At 56.1% G+C, this 20,563-nt stretch carries 10 protein-coding genes and 1 pseudogene; 2 read left to right on the top strand and 9 right to left on the bottom strand.

What is annotated here, in order from left to right; translation table 11 throughout:
- Positions 1-104 precede the first annotated feature (104 nt).
- The 4 genes from PT275_RS00055 to PT275_RS00040 form a co-directional block, all read right to left on the bottom strand.
- Positions 105-1,712, bottom strand: coding sequence for an acyl-CoA carboxylase subunit beta (locus PT275_RS00055; protein ID WP_277151144.1), 1,608 nt, complete (start codon positions 1,710-1,712; stop codon positions 105-107).
- Complete coding sequence (locus PT275_RS00050; RefSeq protein WP_277151142.1) at positions 1,712-3,664, bottom strand: biotin carboxylase N-terminal domain-containing protein; 1,953 nt, start codon at positions 3,662-3,664, stop codon at positions 1,712-1,714. Before PT275_RS00050 ends, PT275_RS00055 begins: the two co-directional genes overlap by 1 nt.
- 280 nt (positions 3,665-3,944) lie before the next feature.
- On the bottom strand, positions 3,945-5,027 hold the full coding sequence (locus tag PT275_RS00045) for a hypothetical protein (RefSeq protein WP_277151140.1): 1,083 nt from the start codon (positions 5,025-5,027) through the stop codon (positions 3,945-3,947).
- Positions 5,028-5,186: 159 nt separating this feature from the next.
- On the bottom strand, positions 5,187-10,334 hold the full coding sequence (locus tag PT275_RS00040) for an SdrD B-like domain-containing protein (RefSeq protein ID WP_277151138.1): 5,148 nt from the start codon (positions 10,332-10,334) through the stop codon (positions 5,187-5,189).
- A 156-nt stretch (positions 10,335-10,490) separates the two neighbouring features.
- Between PT275_RS00040 and PT275_RS00035 the strand changes: the two genes are divergently transcribed.
- Positions 10,491-11,747 carry an IS30 family transposase gene (locus PT275_RS00035; protein WP_277151136.1) on the top strand — a complete coding sequence of 419 codons (1,257 nt, stop codon included), beginning with the start codon at positions 10,491-10,493 and terminating at the stop codon, positions 11,745-11,747.
- Positions 11,748-12,137: 390 nt separating this feature from the next.
- On the opposite strand, the gene PT275_RS00030 is transcribed toward PT275_RS00035, so the two are convergent.
- Together PT275_RS00030 and PT275_RS00025 are read right to left on the bottom strand one after the other, a co-directional pair.
- A complete protein-coding gene (locus PT275_RS00030; RefSeq protein WP_277151134.1) occupies positions 12,138-14,483 on the bottom strand; it encodes a leucine-rich repeat domain-containing protein in 2,346 nt (781 codons plus the stop codon).
- A 588-nt stretch (positions 14,484-15,071) separates the two neighbouring features.
- Positions 15,072-15,332: an LPXTG cell wall anchor domain-containing protein gene (locus PT275_RS00025; RefSeq protein ID WP_277151132.1), complete on the bottom strand. Its 261-nt coding sequence runs from the start codon at positions 15,330-15,332 to the stop codon at positions 15,072-15,074.
- Positions 15,333-15,472: 140 nt separating this feature from the next.
- Here PT275_RS00025 and PT275_RS00020 point away from each other — a divergent pair, with 140 nt between their 5' ends.
- The gene (locus PT275_RS00020) at positions 15,473-15,715 is read left to right on the top strand and encodes a hypothetical protein (protein ID WP_277151130.1); all 243 of its coding nucleotides are present in this window, start codon (positions 15,473-15,475) and stop codon (positions 15,713-15,715) included.
- A gap of 792 nt (positions 15,716-16,507) precedes the next feature.
- On the opposite strand, the gene PT275_RS00015 is transcribed toward PT275_RS00020, so the two are convergent.
- From PT275_RS00015 to PT275_RS00005, 3 genes and pseudogenes are all read right to left on the bottom strand, one after another.
- On the bottom strand, positions 16,508-18,175 hold the full coding sequence (locus PT275_RS00015; protein WP_277151128.1) for a hypothetical protein: 1,668 nt from the start codon (positions 18,173-18,175) through the stop codon (positions 16,508-16,510).
- A gap of 582 nt (positions 18,176-18,757) precedes the next feature.
- The gene (locus tag PT275_RS00010) at positions 18,758-19,210 is read right to left on the bottom strand and encodes a hypothetical protein (protein WP_277151125.1); all 453 of its coding nucleotides are present in this window, start codon (positions 19,208-19,210) and stop codon (positions 18,758-18,760) included.
- A gap of 417 nt (positions 19,211-19,627) precedes the next feature.
- Positions 19,628-20,563 (bottom strand): annotated as a pseudogene (locus PT275_RS00005) (hypothetical protein); the annotation flags it as partial.

The following is a 20,563-nucleotide window of genomic DNA, read 5'->3' as shown; positions in this document are numbered from 1 at the left end:
GTTATTAAATAAAAATAAAAACTATTACTTTCAAGTCAACCCGACGCAGGGCCGCTGGCAATTATCTTACCTGCCCCGCGCCGGATTGCGCTTTGTGTCCAAACTCACATCGGCTGGTTGCCATGGTGCTTGCTGGTACGGCGCACGCGCTTCTTGCCACGCAGCAACCGCAGGGATTCGGCGATGGCCTCGCGCGTCTGCTCGGGGTCGATCATCGCGTCGATCTGGCCCGTCTCCAGCGAAAGGTTCGCGTTCAACGTCTCGCTTTCGTACTGGTCAACATACTGCTGGCGCAGCGCCTCGACGTCCTGCCCGCGCTCCTTGGCCTTGTGCAGGTCCTTGCGGTGGATGATGTTGACCGCGCCCGCGGCGCCGAGCACCGCGATCTGGCTGGAAGGCCAGGCGTAGTTGACATCGGCACCGATCGCCTTGGAACCCATGACGATGTAGGCGCCGCCAAAGGCCTTGCGCAGCACGACCGAAACCATCGGCACCTGCGCGTTGGCATAGGCGTAGATCACCTTGGCGCCGCGGCGGATGATGCCTGCGTGCTCCTGGTCACTGCCGGGCTTGTAGCCGGGGGTGTCCACCAAGGTGACCACCGGCAGGTTGAACGAATCGCAAAGCCGGACGAACCGGGCGATCTTCTCGCTCGAATCGACGTCCAAAATGCCGGCCTGCTCGTTGGGCTGGTTCGCCACAATGCCGACCGGATGACCTTCGATGCAGGCGAAACCGACCACTGCGCAACGCGCGTAGAGCTCCTGTACCTGCACGAATTCGCCGTAGTCGACGATGCAGCGGATGACCTCGTTGATGTCGTAAGGTTGGCGGTCATTGTCGGGCACGATGGTGCCCAAACGCTCGGCCGTGGAGAGGTCGGCGCGGGTGGCCGCGTAGGCGTAGACCGGAGGCTGCGCATCCGAGCTGGAAGGCAGGTAGGCGAGCACCGTACGCGCGTAATCGATGGCGTCGGCCTCATCCTCGCCCAAGTAGTGCGCGACGCCGGAAACCGCGTTGTGCACCTTGCCGCCGCCGAGGTCCTCCATGGAAATCGTCTCGCCGGTCACGGATTTGACCACGTCGGGGCCGGTGACAAACATATTGGAATTCTGGCGGGTCATGATGATCAGGTCGGTGAGCGCCGGGCAATAGACCGCGCCGCCTGCGCAGGGTCCGAGAATCAGCGAAAGCTGCGGGATGAAGCCGGAGGCCTCGCAGGTTTTCTGGAAGATATGGCCGTACTGGGTCAACGCTTCCACGCCTTCCTGAATGCGCGCACCACCCGAATCGATCAGCGCGACGACCGGAATCTTCAAATCAAGCGCCATATCCATCAGGTGGCAGATCTTCTCGCCTTCGGCGTGGCCAAGCGTGCCGCCGCGCACGGAGAAGTCCTGCGCGTAGACGGCGACCTTGCGGCCGTAGACCTCACCGAAACCGGTGATGACGGCGGAACCGGCGATGCCCTTGTTGATGTTGCCGCCAGTGAAGCGGCCGATCTCCTGGAAGGTGCCGGTGTCGAAGAGCAGGTCGAGGCGCTCGCGGGCCGTGAACTTGCCTTTGGCGCTCTGACGGGCGTGGGCGTGGTTTTCGGCGTCACGAGCGAGTTCGGCGGCGCGGGCAACGGAAGCGCGTATGGGCTGCTGGTCGAGGGGCTTATCGCTGGACATGGCTTTTTCGACGGCCGTGGTGGTCATGATGTCGGTCATCAGCGATCGCTCTCCTTGTTCGTGCCGTCGGCAGGCGAGGCAGACGAAACGTTTGCGGCGCTATCGGGGGCGGAAGCAGCATCGGCGTTATCAGCCGCCTTGTCGCTGGCTCCGGACTTCTCGCGGTTGGCGGCGCCGTCCACATCGATCTTCATCAATGTCGTGCCGGCGTCCACGGAATCGGACGGGCCGACGAAGATCTTCTGCACGGTGCCGTTGACGGGCGCGTAGACGTAGTTCTCCATCTTCATGCTTTCGAGCACGGCCAACAGGTCGCCCTTGTTGACCACCTGGCCTTCCGCGACGTTGACGCGGGTGACGATGGCCTGCATCGGCGAGTCGATGACGCCGGACTTGCCGTCGTTGGCTTTCGCGCGTTCCTCGACGGCACCCGTCGACGAACCGCGCAGCGGCTGGGTCGGTCGACGTGAACCGCGGGCGCGGGCCGAACCGGTGAGATTGTCGACGATGTCGCGCGGAACGGTCAGTTTGACGCGTTTGTTGTCGACCTCGATGACGAAGGAATCGGTCTCCTGTTTCTTCGGCTTCTCCTCGCCGCCGGAAAGCGAGGCGGGCTGGCCAGTGCCGGCCGTGTTGGGCTTGCGGTTCAGGTACTTGCGCTCAAGCCACTTGGTATATACGGAGAAGGAGTGGTCGTCTTCGGCGGTGAATTCGGGATCGTTGAAGATCGTCTCGAAAAGCGTTTTCGGCGTGGGCACGCCTTCCAGCTTGAATTCCTTCAGCGCACGACGCACGCGGGCGACGGCGGTGGGCCGGTCCTGTGCGGTGACGACGAGCTTGCCCATCATCGAATCGAACTTCGGGGAGACCACGTCGCCGACCTTCACGCCCGAATCGATGCGAATGCCGGGGCCGCTGGGCCAATCGAGACGGGTGAGCGTGCCACCGGACGGGGTGAGGTTCTTGTCCGGGTCCTCGCTGGTGATGCGCAGTTCGAAAGCGTGGCCGCGGCTTTGCGGGGCCTTGGTGAGTTCCTCGCCGTTGGCGATGTTGATCTGCTCACGAACCAAATCAAGGCCACAGACCTGTTCGGAAACCGTGTGCTCCACCTGCAGGCGCGGGTTGACCTCAAGGAAGTAGACCTTGTGCTGCCCGGTGACCATGAACTCGCAGGTCCCCAGGCCGACGTAATCAACGGCGCTGAAGAGGCTGCGGGAGTAGCGCTCGAGCTGTTCCTTCTCGTCGTCGGTGAGGTAGGGGGCCGGAGCCTCCTCGATGAGCTTCTGGTTGCGGCGCTGCACCGTGCAATCACGCGTGGAGTAGACGGTGAAGTTGCCGTGCGAATCGCGTCCGGACTGGGTTTCGACGTGACGAGCCTTGTCGATGAAGAGCTCGACGAAATATTCGTTGAGGTCTCCGCCTTCCAGCGCGTCATGGTTCATATAGAAACTACGCAGCTCGTCGTCGTTGTGCACCAGGGTGATGCCCTTGCCGCCACCACCATCAGTGCGCTTCATCATTACCGGATATCCGTTGATCTGGGCGAACGTCAGCAGCTCGCGCATGTTGCTCACGGGCTCGGAAAGGCCGGGCACCGGTGGCACGTGCGCACGTTTGGCCACGCGGCGGGCGGTGATCTTGTCGCCGAGGTCCGTCAGCGCCGTCGGGCTCGGGCCGATCCAGGTGGCGCCGGCCTTGATGACCTTGTCGGCAAACGAGGCGATTTCGGAAAGGTAGCCGTATCCGGGGTGGACGGCGTCGGCGCCGCTGCGGTGCAGCACGTCGATAATCAGATCCTCATCCATATAGGCCCGGTAGGAATCCCCATGCAGCAGATAGGCTTCGTCGGCCATCTGTACATATTGTGCATCTCTGTCCTGCTCGGCGTAAATCGCTACGGTCGGTATCCCCATTTCGTGGGCCGTGCGGATGACGCGCAATGCGATTTCGCCGCGGTTCGCCACCAGCAGTTTATTGACATTTTTGACCATAGGTTCCAACCTATCGCCTATCCCCCACCGATGAAATCAAAGGAATCGACAAAATCGCCCGACCGCTTTTGTAGGTTTGCACAAACCCCTATACACAACAAAATTAATCGTACAAAACGTACCAAAAAGTCTTATACTTCGGTGTTTTTCTCGATTGTTGAGAGTTTTCTGCCACCATTCACCCCATAGTGAAAAATGACAATAATAGACATGTCTTGGCGGGCAACAGCTATAAACCAGGCACGAGCGGAGGCAACCGAGGATCAGATTAAGGGGCTAATCAGCGGCGGGCTGCGGCGTACGGAGCACCGGCTCCGCGCTCGTCGGCCTGCTGGTCTTCATCCTGGTTTTGGTCGTCGTCGGAGCGCTCGCCAATCTGATCGAAATGCATCAGCGGCGCAGCGGTGAGCTGCCGCACCGCCACGACGGTGCCGAAGGCAATGCAGACCAACCCGGCGATGGACAGGTAGGACGTCAGGGACGAGGCACTGGCGACCCACTGCGACGACACCCGGTAGCGCCCCCACTGCCAACGCAGATAGAACACGTTGATCCAGCATACGATACCGAAGGAGATCATGAGCGTCGAGCCGATCTGCACGCTCATCACGTGCATCCGCTCGGCGAGGGGATCCATACCCGATGTCCTTGTCAGGGCAAGTACGGCCATCGCCAGCGCGCACACCACCAGAACAACCGACAGCATTGCCGAAAGGCTATAGGCATTGCCCAACATCATCGAGAACATCGTCATAATGACGTACAGCCCCTCCACCAAAGTCACCAACGCCCTCCATGGCCTGGGGACAGTGATCAGCAGCAGCATGCAGGCCACCAGCAACAACCAGAGGGTTATGGGAAAAGACTTGCTGCCAAGAAGCCACTTTGCTATCGGTATGGCAATCAAGGACACAACGAAGAAGATCGCCGCCTGCAGGACCAACCACCAACGACGACGAACAGCAGCGATCGCAAACGCCGCCACAGCCATCAGCACGATCAAGGTGATGTATATGCCCTGGGCTGCAAACAGAGAAGCAGAGGCAAACGAAGAAAACCATTGCGGTGTGGCGCCTTTAAGATTCACCGAGACCGTATGATCCAGCAGATGTCCCTTGACCGGCCGTCCCAAAAACCAATGAATAAGGAATGCCAGCAAGATGAAGACCACCGCCAAGACCACCGCTGTCAAACGGCTACGGAAACGGGGGCTGGAAATATCCAGATGCCTTTTCTTTTCAATCGAACCAATATCCTGCACAGGGCCACCGCGGCGACCTCGTGATCCGCCCATGCCCTCGGACGGGACATCAGCCACATTTTCCAAGCCGATGCTTACGTTCTGTGGACCGTTTTCCATCATATTGATTCCTGACCTCGCTTATAGGCGACTCGCAATTTCAAAAGCAACTGAACCACACATCCATACCATCAAGACAGTATGCGATCCATATATGCAATATGGTGTGAGGCGACACCTGACAAGAATTCAGGCGAAGCATCACACCATATTCAGTAGCATCTAGCCGAGCACATTGACCAAACGTTCACCGGCAGAACGGTGCTGGCAGACTATCGGCACGTTGCGCCTGCACAGGGCCAATGCCAACAGCAGAATCAGAGGCAACAACCACCACAACATGAACAACTTCGGCTGCGTAATCTGAATCGCCTCAGCGGGCGCATCGTTACCGCACAGCGGGCTATTAGACGTGTATGCAACAGTACCTACGACATATCCGGAAGTTATGCACTCATATTGCCGCTTCGGCGATTGGCCTTGCCCATTCCTTTGCTGAGGACGTACGGTGGAACCGATATGGTCACGCTGCCCGATCACGGGAACCTGCGGCAGCATACGAGGCGGAAGACCAACCTGCGGCATTCCTGGATTCCCACCAGTCAGGGCTGTCGGAGTAGTCGGAGCCGACGTTGGAACAGCCGGAGTCGGAGACTGGGAAGACCCGGGATTCGGATTTCCAATGGAATTCGAATTCTTATCCGAGCTGGGAGCTGGAGACGGAGCCGGCTCAGACCCTTGCGTCGGCTCAGGAGACTGAGACGGCGTGGGTTCGGTTCCGGGCTTCGGTGCAGGAGACGGCGACGGGGCCGGGCTCGGTGATGGGTTCGGCATCGGAGTCGGTGATGGGTTCGGCTTCGGGCTCGGTGATGGATTCGGCATCGGAGTCGGTGATGGTGCAGGATCGGGAGCCGGATCGGGGTTCGGCGTCGGAGACGGAGCAGGCTCAGGATCAGGAGTCGGCTTCGGAGACGGGGTAGGCGGCGCAGGCTTAGGCTTCGGAGTCACAGGCACCGTAATAGTAATAGGATCCGCCGGACGCTCCGGACGCGGAGCCTGTGAAATAGTCGACGTAGCCATCCTGATGAACCCGAGATTCTCATGCTCGAGCGCGTACGTGCCATTCGGCATATCCTGAATCGTCGGCAACTCGGGGAGATCGACCAATGCATAATGCAGGCGAATCTCGTTATCGACCTTGTCGCTCTGCGTCTCAGAGGCCGGGCGCGAGCTCAACGCCCTGTCCCCGCCCTGATCGGACTTGGTGACGGCAAGGTTCGTCCAATAAGTACCATTCTTGGAAGTGAACTGCAGCTCGTGCGTTCCGGCAGGCACACCCTTGAAGCTGAACGTGCCATCAGAGGCCACATCCGTCGTCAACGGATACGCGCTGGACAGCGGCTCAGTATCGCTCACACCACGTGTGAAGCCAAGACCCGTCTGATCGACCATGGAGATCTTCACACCACCGGCCGGCAGATCATCTTCACCGGAATCCATAATGCCATTGGCGTTCTTGTCCAGCCACACCTTGCCGCTGACCACGCGGTTGGCCACACCGACCGACGTCTGATCATGGATCGGACCGGAGTACCACTGGTCGACATACTTGCTGTCGATCTTGTTGGCCCCACCCGTCGTGAGTGTCATCGACATGTTGACATTGCTTTCGGTGGCACCGGAAGCCGGCGTCCACACCACACCCCACGCCGGCGCATGTTCATACCCGGCAGGGATTGTCACATTACCGTCAGCATCGATGGCGCCTTCCTCCCATCCGGTCACATCATCCCGGCTGATATTGTTTTCCGTCTTGTCTGCCAAATCACTGGCCTTGGCGAAATAGACATGCACTTGCTCGGCACCATGGCTGTCGGCCTTCTTGAGCTTCACACCCTTCAGGGTGTAGTTGCCAGAGTAGGACGACAGACCTGGTGTCCCGTCGAGCTTCGTGTTCGACGGCAAAATGTTCACCGCGAACGCGCCACCCTGATCATCGTCCTTGCGGTAATAGCGCATCATGTCGAACGTCATATCGCCCTTCAACTCGACGACCGGGTCCTGCGCATCCACACCGATAGTGGTATGACGCGCACCCCACACACTCATCGACGCCGTCGAAGAGGTACCCAGAACATCCGACGGCTGAGCCATCGCGCGCTTGGACATGATCGTAGCCTGTACGGGGAAAGCATCATTCGACTTCACATCATGCGCAGGATCCGAAGGACTTCCCACCTTCGTGGAGAAATGAATCACGAACAGGCTGTCGTTCACCGGCCTGTCCAACGTCCACGTCAGCACCCGAGAACCGGGGGTACTGGTCGGATCAGGCAGCATCGTGCCGCCGTTCACCTTGCCATCGGAAGCCTCTACACTAGTCGGCGACTGGTACGTGCCATCCAACACAGCACTACCAGGTTCGTACTCAAGCCCCTTGGGCAGCGTCACGCTGACATACGCCGTGGTCGTGCCTGAAGCACCACCAGGCTTGCCTGGTTTAACATAACCGGTCAGCTTCCAATCGACCCGACGCTGCTGTTTGTCCAAGTCGAAAACGGATTTAACGCTGGCATCTGCGTTCTGTTGCTCAACCCCAATGCCAACGGAAGGCGTCTCACCGGTAACATACATTGAGTCGCCAAGGTCTCGGCCACCAGAATCGCCACCAAGATAACCCTTCTCCGAATCGTATTGTGCCTTCTTGTAGTAATAAATCGGGTCTGCAGAAGTATGGTGGAACGGCATATAATCACTGTTATTTTCTTGGGCATACTTCTGGTAGAGAGCCAGTGCATCAAAACTTGCAGATGCATTTTCCCAATTGACATCGCCCGCCTTGCTGTCATCATCAATATTCAAGCTTGTCAGGCCGAAGTTTTTCACCTGCTCGCGTGTATACATGTACGACGCCCCTGTAACCTGTGCCACGCTACCAATCTTGGCATCAGGCTTAATGGGCAATGCAATCGTCCCCACGGTGTATCTACTCACAATTCCAACTCTGTGAGCCTCTTCGGCAGTCCTACCCACAAACACCAGCCCAACAACGGTACGCCCACCTTGCTCCGCTTCGGCCTTAGAATCATATAAAACAAGGTCTTTCAGCTGTGTCTTGTTCTGTTCGGTGTCATCGATCCAAGACGTCCCATCTGGTTTGACTGCATACTTCACCTCGACAGCAGTCTTGCCATACTTATTCGGGTTGAGGTTCCACCCACTCCACAGAGGCTTCCCATTAGTTTGCTGGTACAGCCGCAAATCGAGTTGGTTCTTTTCTGGCACGTCAAACACGGTCGGGTCGATCTTCACCAGATTGAGCTCAGCCACAGGCAACTGTCTTGTTTGTCCGATAGTCACAATTGAGCTCACATACAGCCTGGTACCTGCCCCCTGAGGAGCCGAATCAGTACCATACTTCCAGTCTGACCCACGCCACGTAGCACAATCAGTCCCGTTTTCTATATCGCCTTTACTTACATTCTTACCGTTTCTGTTCACACCGTCATACGTACACGAATAATTAATTCCATTAACAATGGGAGTCGTGAGACCTACTGCTATCGTTTTGTTTTTCGCATCATCATTCTCTGCAGCCTGATTGGAACGATCCTTATCACCAGTTGCGGCGGCGACGAATTCGTTGGAAAGGCCTCCCTCTTCCATGTCAGCCATCAAAGACAAACGAGTGGCACTATAATGGTCGAATATACCTTGCATCTCGGAGCTTCCGGGACTCTTCGGCGCCGTGGTCGGGAAAACCACATACAGATACCCGGTCGACAGCTCGCCTGCAGTCTGCTGTGTGCAACCGGCGGCCATAAAAAGCGTATTACACTGGTCAGTTAGCGTATGCGATATTGCCAGACGGGGAAAGACACCGTTGGTGTCATAATCCTTGACCGTTACGTTGAAAACAGTCCTGTCAGATTCTCGATTCTGGTCAACTGTCACATTGCCGTTCTTATATACATGATCAGCCTGACTGAGCGAAGGGTTCGCGGACACAGACTCTGATCCAGCGGCAGACCACTCATCAAACGTCGGATACCATCCGTATGTTCCCGGGTCACGCCCTTGAGAATATGAACTCCTTTTCACCCAAGCACTGTCCCAAAAGTACGGCTGTAAAGCGGCTTCGGCAGGCTGCTTCTTATTATCCTCGCCCTTCGCAAATATAGAGTTCAGGGAAATCTTGAAAGAGATATCACCATTGGGCTTTTGCAAGCCTCGCATACCCTTGTCGACATTCTTCTGCCGCATGTCAACTGACCAAAGAACCTTACCAAACATGCCCTTGCGCTCGCCTAAGCCGTAATTGAGTTGCGTCGAGGCACCGGCACCGTCAAAATTAACCGTCCGCTCCTGCGAAACTTCGGTTAAATCAGCTCTGATGTTTAGACTGGCCTTCGCGGAAACCGTTACTTTATCAGGCGTGTTCGTCATGCTTCGATCGACTGTATCATTCGGTGCATGGCTCGTGGAAACCGCCTGAGCCACCCACGACTTCGCCTTCGGCTGCACCGTCTCGCCGTTGTTCATCAGCTTCACATCCAGCACCAGCGTCACGCCCGACTGACCCGGCACCACGATCGGCTGGCTCTTGGTTCCCTCGAGCAGGCGGTAGGCGGTCAGCACCTGAGTCGGCACACCGTCAATAGTTTCCTGTGTCACCTTGGGTTCGAAACCTGCGGTCTTATCCATCCAGCCCATATCAGCCTGGTTGAACGTGACCTTCGTCGCGGAGTATGGGAGTTCAAAGCGGAAGCCCACACGGGCCTTCTTGAACTGCGTGCCCGGTAGGTCAGGCTGAACCGCGAAATTATAGTTGTAGCTGATCTTGTCGAACGAACGCACCACATCGTTGTTGGCGTCCTTGTCGTTGCCCGGGTCATTGTCAGAATCCCAAGGCGCAGTACCCGTCTCCCATTTCTTCGAGGGATCCAAGCGGAACTCACTGATCTTGGCGGCCTGCTGGTCAAGCATTTCTTCCGGCTCGCTCTGAGGACCGACCTGCGGAGTAAGCTCCTCGGCCTGCGGCGCGGGTGTAGCCTGCTTTGACGCAGAAGAACCAGACTGAGCCTGCGAAGCTTCAGAAGACTTGCCCGCAGACGTCGACGACGAACCAGCCGCCGCACCATCCTTACCAGTGGCAGAAGCAGAGGAACCAGCAGTCGAACTTACCTTACCGGTAGCAGTGGTAGAGGAACCGGCGGCAGCCCCTGCTTTCTGCGACGTGGAAGCATCCTGCTTTGACGAAGATGAATCAGACTGAGCCTGCGAAGCTTCAACAGACTTGCCCGCAGACGTCGACGACGAACCAGCCGCCGCATCATCCTTACCAGCAGCAACCGCGGACGGCTGTTGCAACGTGTCTGGCTGCGCCTGAGTTACTGTTGTCTGAGTGCTCTGCTGCAGCTGCGTCTGCTGAACAGCCTGCTGGCTAGCATCTTGCCCCCCCCCGCTACTTCATAAGGGCGGGTTCTAGCGATCGTTGCAACGCCCTGAGGTGAATCGGGGTGTCGCATGGCGGCATACGAGTACGGCGGGAAACGCTATCCGGACCGCAAGACGATGCTGGCGGCCAGGCGCGGCCATTACATCCGGCTGGTCAACAACGGCATGAACTACACGCAGGCGGCCCGCACGGTCGGGGTGAGCAAGCGCACCGGCAAGGTCTGGCGCAACGGGCGCACCAGGAGCACCGGGCGCAACGAGAGACCGAGCGTCGACTGCTACCGTAAAGGCATGGAACAGCCCAGGACCATCAACGGACGGTATTTGAGCCAGGAGGAGCGCCTCCGGATGGCCGACCTGCGCCGCCTCGGCCACGGCGTGCGCGCCATAGCGCGCGCGATCGGCCGGCCGCCGTCGACGGTGAGCCGCGAGATGCGCCGCAACACCAACCCCGCCAGCGGCCTGTACGAGCCCTACCGCGCCCAGCAGCAGGCCGCCGCACGGCTCAGACGGCCGAAACCCCGCAGGATACTCGCCGACCCGAGGCTCCGTGCGGCCGTCTCCTACGGCCTCTCGCGGCACTGGAGCCCCGAGCAGATCAGCCGCCGGCTGGTCACGGCGTACCCGGATGATGGGACCATGCGCGCAAGCCACGAGACCATCTACCAGGCCATCTACGTCCAGGCCAAGGGCGAACTCAGGGCCGGGCTGAAACAGGCCCTGCGCCAGGGCCGCACCGGACGCAGGCCGCAGGGAACGCCCGACGGGCGGACGAAACGCTTCCGCGACCCCATGGCCATGATCGCCGAACGGCCGCCCGAGGCCGACGACCGCGCCGTGCCCGGCCACTGGGAGGGCGACCTCATCACCGGCGCATACAACAGGAGCGCCATCGGCACCCTCGTCGAGCGCACCACCCGGTTCACAGTGCTCCTGCACCTGCCCGACGGCCACGACGCCGGCCAGGTCCAGCAGGCCATCATCGAAAAGATGGCCGGCCTGCCCGGGCCCCTGCGCCAAAGCCTGACCTGGGACCAAGGCAGCGAGATGGCCCGCCACGCCGGCATCAGGACCGCCCTGGACATGGACGTCTACTTCTGCGACCCGCACTCGCCCTGGCAGCGCGGCACCAACGAGAACACCAACGGCCTGCTGCGCCAGTACTTCCCCAAAGGCACCGACCTCTCCATATACCCGGAGGACTACCTCGACGCCGTCGCCCGCGAACTCAACGACAGGCCCAGAAAGACCCTCGGATGGATGACACCCTCAGAAAAAATCACACCGCTCCTCCAAGGCATCCGATACCCTGAACCCGACAACTAGACAACGGTGTTGCAACCACCACTAGAAACCGCCAACCCGTGGTTTCAGCCTCAATGCGGATCTGTACAATTTGTTGGCGTCGGGATGGGTCCTGTTCGACCATGATAATTCCACGAGATGGGAAGCCGTGCCCGACAGGAATGGTGGCTGAGTTGGTGGTGTTCACGTTGCTTGTTCTGGGGACTTTATCTCGTGCTGGCCAAGAAGAGGCGAGAAGAAGCATTGAGCAGTGATCAGTAATCTCAGTGAACAATAGCATTGTCATTGCTTGTGTGAATTGAAGGTGCGGCAGCTATACAGATAGCTGCCGCACCTTCTTGTTACATCAATGAGCATGGAACGTTGCTGCGAGGGTTCTTCAGGCAGAGAAGAACGGACGCTGCCCTATGCTCAAAGGGTTTTTGTTGGCGATGGGTCGGATTTCCGGGACTTTTTGCTCACGCCGATCATGATGCCGGCCGCAAGGAAAACCAATCCGACACAGGCCGCATAGTCGATGATGGCGCCGGTGGCAGCCAGTATTGGCTCAGGCGCCTTTGCAGCCATAGGCGTTGGGTGTGTTGAAGGAGGTGCCGAGACATGGACCGGATGAGGTGTGGGCTGATTCGGAGCTGCGCTTGTAGGCACACTTGGATTTTGCGTCGAAGTGGGGGGAACGGTTGTGCCGTTTCCTGGGGTTGAGGGTGGCGTGATTGGCGTGGGTTTCGGGTTAGAAGGGCCAGGCGCTGGATTTGGTGACGGATTCGGGTTCGTTGGCGTCGGACTCGGATTCGGCGGCGTCGGACCGGGCGTTGGCGTCGGCGTTGGGCTTGGAGTAGGCGTAGGGCTGGGACCGGGCTCCGGGTTCGGATTCGGATTCGGATTCGGCGTCGGCGTCGGCACTATGAAACGCAACAACTGCGAGACATTGCCATTGTATTGGACTGGGGCACTGCAGGGGCACGGTATCGTGGTGTCAAAAGTGAGGGAAACGTCGTGTACGGAACTATCCAAATCGCTCCAGGTCACGGTTCCGGTGTCTGGATTGTAGACTCCCGAGGCCGGGGTGATGTTCTTCGGGGCCACGTACGTGCCGCACTTCGTCTTGGCCGTGGGCAGACTGACGTTGGAAGTCGCGGATCGCAAAAGGGAGGAAGGGTCAAATGTGGGTGCTGCGGATTGCGGCGAAGGTTCAGATTCGGATTGTGCAGCAGGAACCGTTGTCGTCGTTGGCGTCTTGGGCTTTGCGGATACGGTTTGTTCCGGCAATGTGATGTGTTGGTTCTTAAGACTTACGGTATGGACGTCTGGGATATTTTTGAGCGGCGAGACATCGAGAATCTGATTGCCGTCCAGCGTTATCGTCGCGCTTATATAGTTCGTTGAATTATAGATCAGGCTGTAAAGCGGCGTGATGTCGCTGATGCGGTTGTTTTGCAGATTGAGGTCTCCGTCTCCTTTGTCTTTAAAGGCACTGCAATCGCTGATGTTGTTGTTCGCAAGGTTGATGCCGGCGTGATGGAGATCTTTCAGCGGCTGCGGATCGGTGATGTCGTTGTTGCTGAGATCCAAGGATTGGGCATTGCTGAGCGGGATATCGTCGACGGTACTTGTGAATGGTTGGAGACTGACGATGTGGTTTTTGGAGAGGTTGAGGTTTACCAGAGCATAAAGACTGGCCAATGGTGTTACGTCGGTGATGTTATTTTGGCTCAGATCAAGGTCGGTAAGGTTGCTGCGGGTTTCCGGATCAAGTTTCAGCGGGCTTAGGTTATTGATTTCGTTATGACTGAGATTCAGCGTTTTGAGATTTATCTCGCCACCGCCGAATCGAGAACTGGCCAAATTGACGAGCCTGTCGAGCGGGGTGAGGTCGCTGATCTGGTTGTTGTCCAAATCGATTGTCTCGAGTTTGGTGAGGTTGCTGACGGCTGCTATGTTGCTAATACGGTTGTTGCTGAGGTTCAGCGTTGTCAGCTTTGTAAGGTTGCTTATCGGTGTGATGTCGCTGATCTGATTGCCGCTTACGTCGAGATACGTCAGATCGGTGAGATATTGCAGGCCGGAGAGATTGGTAATGGATTTGCCGGAGCCATATCGAATCATCCTGGCCTGTTCGATTTTGTATTTGCTGAATGTTTGATCTGTGTTGGAGGCGCTGCCGGTCGTGATTTCTGCCACCATGGCCGCGAGGTTATGGTCGGGGAAACATTGGGCGATGGTTGAGCTGCCGACGATGCATGCACTATCGGAAGGCTTGGTGTCGTTGGTTGGGGGATTGACGTCGATTGGGGGCTTCGCGTTCGAGGGAGGATTCGGGTTCGAGGGAGGATTCGGGTTCGAGGGAGAATCGGTGGGGTGATTTGTATCAGCGGGTGGATTTGCGTCCGTAGGTGGATTTGCGTCCGTAGGTGGATTTGCGTCCGTAGGAGGATTTGCGTTGGTGGGGTGATTTGCATCAGTAGGGGGATTTGCATCAGTAGGGGGATTTGCGTTGCCTGTTGAGGGACTGGCGCTCGCGGATCCACTTCCGCTCCCGCTTCCGTTCGCAGACGCACTCCCGCTCCCGCTTCCACTTGCGGGCGCACTTCCGCTCCCACTCCCACTTTGCGAGGTGACGGTCACTGCAAAGGCTTGACTGTCAGTGACCGACATCGCGATGAACATCGAGATGGCCAGGACAATAGACATAATGACATATACGGCGTGCTTGATTCCATGGTTGACATGGGAAAGCCCCTGACGAATCTCTTTCATGATTCAACACTTTCATTCGTATTCTTTGCGACGTGTCGTATGTGAACCGTCGTGAAGATGCAGATGAATTATGATTCTAGCGTATTTTTTCGTCGATTTTGATGCCGGAAAGTAAAAAATAAAAGAATTTGACGTTTGCGGAGAGAGTTTATCGGATTTTGATTATTTTTAGTAAGGAAATTGTTGATATACCGGTATTCTTGTCTATCTCGCTACAAACGGTCAACATGATTTTAATGATTATTAGAACGTTTGATGTTCAGTTGAGTTGCTGAGTAGTATAACAATTCCATTTACTGATAGGTAAAAAGAACGGTGATTAAAAAATTTTGGCATTTTTGCTTTGATTTTTCCGATAGCGAAAGACTCTGGCGTCGAATTGGAAGGTATGGCGGGATCGATACGACGAAATCCGTTTGGTAATTGTGAATGTGCATTTTCGACTTCAATATGTGATCATATGTTCGAAGAGGCGAACGTGCGGTGTCGGCGAGAATGCGCGCTGGGAATGCGAAAAGCGGTACCTGTGGGCGATTTGCTCATCCAGGGATGCCGCTTTTATTCGAACGTACTACGTGCTCATTGGAACTAGTGTTGAGCCGAGGCCCTGCGCTTGTTGATGATTACGAGTGCCAGACCGGACACCAGCGTCATCGCAAGCACGCCGACGATGACGGTGATACTGCTGCCGGTCGTTGCGAGCTTCGCTTGCCCTGAAGCCTGCTCCTGAGCCTGCTCGGTCGCTTGCGCCTGTGTCTGTTCTGGCGACTGCTTGGCCACTTGCGCTCGCTGTTGCGCGGATGCTTGAGCCTGCTCGGTCGTTTGTGTCTGCTTCTGCTGTCCTTGCACCGTGACTTGCGTCTGGCTCAGTTCCTTGTCCTGTGTTTGTTGCGTTGCCGGCTGCTTTTGCGATTCTGTTGCCGGAGTTTGCGCGCCCGACGTCGGAGTGGATGTAGGGTCGCGGGGGGTCAGACGTCAACGTAGGCGTGGTGCCCAGCGTCGGGATTGTTCCCAACGTCGGTGTGGTGTTTGGGATGAGTTCGGGACTGGAGCCGTTCGGCGTGATGTCGCTGAACGAACTGGCGGATCCGTCGCTTTTAAGCCTCAGAAAGGTGAGATTGGTGAAATATTGCAGCGCGCTGATGTCCGTGACAAGGCTGGGGCTGTGCATATTGATCTGTACTACCCTGTTTGCCTTTGCCTGCGTCAGCGTGTCTGTTGGTGATGCATGACCTATGGCGCTCATCACTTCGAAGCGCAGTCCTTCGTCCGGGAAGCAGTCGGTGATAGTCGAAGTGCCGATGGTACAGGTGCTTTGTGCACTGGGCTCTTCGGCGTTGGCGTTGGATAGCGGAAGAAGCAGTACCATTGCGGAGATGGCGGCAATTCCCATGGCCGCCAGGTGTTTGAAGGTGCTTTTGTGCACTTTTGGCATAGTTGGGCCTTCCTCTAGGTCGTTTTCGGTCTTTTGTGCCTCTTACGGTTTGTTCCTGCTGGATACCCGTGCAGTAGAGAGCAATACGTTTTTATGTTTGTATGTGCAAAATCAAACGCGCAAATCATAAAGAAGCAGCGTGTAGAAGTTACGTTGTTGGATTACAGTGTAACTTGAGTTATCGTTTTTTGACAGATGTCTGCAAAAGGAAACTACCGCAAAAATTATCGATAGATAATGATTATAAATACTTGATATTGTTATCTTGGATGTATTTAGGTTCTTTATCTGGAAAAGTAAACAAACAATAGATAATCAATAGATTTTTATTTTTTGGGTTTGTGAGCAAACCAACAGGGGGGAGTTTGCCTCTTGGTTACTCCGACGGCTTAGATGTAAAAGCGGCTGGTGTGGGTTTAGATATGACAACGCCCCGATTATCGAATGCAACTTTCGTTGCTTGATAATCGGGGCGTTGCTTAATCGTTAGGAACGATCGCTCTTAGCTTGTAAAGCGAAAGACGGCTCCTAACTGTGAAGCGGGAATGCGGCTCCCAACACGTTTCATGCGCTGGAAGCCGCATCGTGCCTATCGCTCGGCTTGGTGCCGTTTCAGGCTTTTCAAACCGATGGCGGCGCAGGCCAACAGAATCAATGCGATAACCGCCAGAGCGATGCCTTCGACATTGCTGCCGGTTGTGGCCAGCTGCGTCGGTGCGGATGCCTGGGCTTGCGGCTGTTGATCGGCTGCTTGCTTTGGCGAGTCAGTCGTTGCGGTCGTTGCGTTTGGTGTTGCCGTAGGTGTGCCGGGGGCCTTGTCTGACTGAGTGCTCGGCGGGTTGCATTCCGGAAGCGTGGATGTCGGCGTGGTAGTCGACGAGTTTGGTGGGTTAGCGCTCGGCGGATTGCAGCTCGGAGGTGTGGCCGGCGGGTTGGTGCTCGGCGGGTTCTCAGACGGTGTCGTGGTCGGAGGATTAGTGCTTGGAGGGGTTGTCACCGGCGGGATTGTGCTTGGAGGGGTTGTCACCGGCGGAGTCGTGCTTGGTGGCGTCGTGCTTGGTGGCGTCGTGCTTGGAGGGGTTGTCACCGGAGGATTAGTGCTTGGAGGGGTTGTCACCGGAGGCGTTGTCACCGGAGGAGTTGGGGCGTCGACTCTAGGAAGAGTTTGTTCGATTCTTCCTTCCAAATTTTTTGGCTGAGTACAGGCGCATGCTATATCAGCTGATTTGTAGTACAGAGAGACTGTAGACTCAGGAGCGAGCCCTGTCCATGTCACTCGCCCCGTGCTTGGATCATAGTGGCCCTTATCAGTTGGGTAGAACACAAGGGGCGTGATATATTCTCCGTTTAAGTCCTTTGCGGTTTCGATGCTGGTGGAGGTTGATGATCTGGATTTGGGCAGTACCGTTACATTGCCGTCCAAGTGGAGGTAGATTGGATGACCGGGTTTGTCGATGATGCCGTGAAGCGGTGAGATATCCCTGATGCTGTTATTTTGTAGATAAAGGTTCTCAAGTTGTGTATGGCCTCTCAGCGGCGACAAGTCCATGATGGCGTTGGTCTCCGAGGTTCGGGTGTAGCTGGGACTAATTGGCGACAGATCGATATAGGTAAGGTTAGTGAGGTTAGTCAACGCAGAAATGTCGGTAAATTGGTTAGTGCCGGGATCGTAGCCTGAGAAATCAATCTTCTGGAGTTGCGTCATTGTCCTGATCGGTGAGAGATCGTGGATTTTACTATCTGCAAGTTCTAGATCTGTCAGATGGGTGAGAAGGTTGATTCCTTCAAGGCTGGTAACCCCTGCATTATAGTGGCTAATCGTTGTTATGGTGTCGACCATGTGCTGCGTGAATGGTGAGGCAGTCGTGGCGCCGCCGCCCGCCGCGGTTGCGACGACTGCTGCAAGGTGCTGGTCCGGGAAGCATTCGGCGATTGTAGAGGTGCCGACGGTGCAGCCGTCTTGCGCGCTCGGCTCGTCGGCGGTGGCGCTGGACAGCGGCAACAGCAGTGCCGCGGCAGCGGTGATGGTGACTCCCACGGTTGCCAAACGCTTGAACGCTTTGCCGGGAGAAATGGGCAGTAAGTGCATTTTTGTCCTTTCTTTATACCTGACTGCTGGCCTTCTGACAAATATCTCAAAGCACTGAATACCAGTTCTACGGGTACGTTCCGCAAACGTAACTTTGCTATATTCCCTTTGTAAAAGATTGCGTGCAAAATTTCGTCTGTCTAATAAATCGTAACTTAAATTTTTCACATAAAAGGTTAAAAAAACTTGTCATTTAAAAGATTATCGAGCTATATCATTTATTAATTAATTACGTTAGAAATTAATGTAAAATATCCATATTTATTTAAATACATTAAATGAAATTGCATAATTGTGATATTCATTTTCTGCAATGACGATTAATTTGGCGAAATGGACTGTTATTTCTCACAGCATAAACTCAGTGAAGATGCAGGTTAGGGTACGGGTTACGCACCATCCTGGCGACTGGAGATTAATTAGACAGATCGTGGTGACCTGGCTGTTGTGATTGTTTGGTCAAGAGCCGTAGATTGCGGGCAATACACGATTGCCCATAGAAAAGTTAAATTTTTAGCAGCGTTTTCCTCGTTGTCATCGACGGTTGGACGAATGATTGCGACTCGAACGATTTGCGTACGGGGGCGATGGCCGAAGGCTTGGTTGATGGAACTGCGGTTGCTGATTGCCGATTTATGAATGTAAAGAGGACGGGCCGCAATTGAATTGTTGTGGCCCGCCCTCTCGTAGTGAAGCGGATGATATGGCTTCCGACGTTTCATGTGCCGAAAACGGCATCATGCTTTATTGCTAGGTCTTTTGTCTATTGGCGTTTCTCAGACCGACGGTGGCGCCGGCCAGCAGGATCGGCGCGATGACTGCCAGAGCGATGCCTGCGACACTGCTGCCGGTCGTGGCCAGCTGCGCCAGCGCAGAAGCCTGAGTTTGCGATTGTTGTTCAGCTACTGGTTTCGGTGAACCGGGCGTTGTGCACGTTGCGTTCGGTGTTGCCGTTGCTGTTGTCGCCGGCTCTGGCGTGCCAGGTGCCGCCGCAGTCGTTTCTGGAGTTTTGACCGACTGATCGGCTGCCGGGTTCGTGCTCGACAGCGTAGCCGACGGGACGGTCGGAGACGTGCCCAGTGGCTTCAAGGGCGACGGAAGAGTGCTTGGTGGGTTTGAGGGCGACGGATTCGGCGTGAGTGTCAGCGTAGGCGTCGGTGCCTCAAAGCGCCAAATATCAGAGTCTATAAGCGTGTTTTTCAATGCAATTTGCCATGTCCCCCTGCGAAAGATCGCTTGCAAATTGCATATGTATGGCAAATTGTAATGTAATTTATCATCATAAAGTATTAAAAATTTAGCTATTTAGATGAGTATCGATTAAAGTTAGTTGTTAATAAATTATAATAATAATTATCATAAAAATATTCAATCTTTATATGATTTCGACAAATTTATTTAATCAGATTCATCATTTGTCGCAATGTTGATGAAGCTGTCGAAGCCGAGCATGGTTATTCTCACGACAAAACTCAGTAAAGGCACGGGTGAAGTTCGGGTTGTTTGTTCTTCGGTTTCAGGCTTTAGCTGCCTAGGGGTTTCTTTGTGAAGTGGCTGAATATGAGTGAGGACCGGACCGCAATCAAATTGTTGCGATCCGGCCCTCACTCTGGCCTGTTGCTAGTTCCTGTTGTCTTCTCCGCGGTGGTGGGAGATGAGCAGTTCCTTCTTGCTGCGTTTGACGGCGACAAGGAAGAACATGGTGATCATGAACAGGGTCAGGACTATCCATGTGGGCATTTGCTTGCTGGCGTTGGGCGCGGCTGCGGAGGCTTGTGATTCGAACCCACTGCAAGAGTAAGCTGCCGGGCTGGCGCTGCCGATGGTGAAGTTGATCGGTTCACAGTTCGGCGTGCGCTTGGTCTTGGGCTGTGGCGCAGGAACCATGCCGAGGACGCGGTCGGCGCCTCCGGGCAAGCGTGGAGCCGCGGTTACGGCCGGGCGTCCGTTGCTTGTGTGCCGTGCCGCGGGAACGGTCATGCCGGGTTGTGCGGCGTTCGTGCCGGCTGCGTCGGCAAGCGCTGTAGCTGAACGTGCGGCAGAAGACGCAGACTGTGTGCCGGATGCCGTGGAGGCATCGGAATCACCGTGTTCGCTAGAAGCTGCTGATGTCCCTGCAAGGCTGGGCTTCTTGTGGCCATGGGATCCGACTGAAGCATTTGTTGTGCCTGTGGCATTGGATGTGGTTTCGGTGCCGGAGCCGGCAGATGTTCCAGATGTTCCAGGAGCGGTAGGCGTGCCGGTATTTCCAGGTGTTGACGGAGTGCTCGGGGTACCGGGAGTGGAAGGACTCTCAGGCGTACTCGGATTGGACGGTTCAGACGGAGTTCCGGGCATTGACGGGGTGCCGGGGTCGACTGGCTGAGATGGATTGGAGGGATTCGTGGGGCCAGTCGGGTCGGGATCGGAAGGATCGGTCGGATCGGCGGGATCTGGATCGGCGGGATTGTCTGGGGCGGCCGGATCTGCAGGATTAGCCGGATCGGAAGGATCGGAAGGATCGGAAGGATCGGAAGGATCGGAAGGATCGGAAGGATCGGAAGGATCGGAAGGATC

Source organism: Bifidobacterium sp. ESL0745, from assembly GCF_029433335.1.
In the GTDB taxonomy this organism is placed as follows: domain Bacteria; phylum Actinomycetota; class Actinomycetes; order Actinomycetales; family Bifidobacteriaceae; genus Bifidobacterium.
This window is presented reverse-complemented; position numbering and strand designations above follow the sequence as displayed.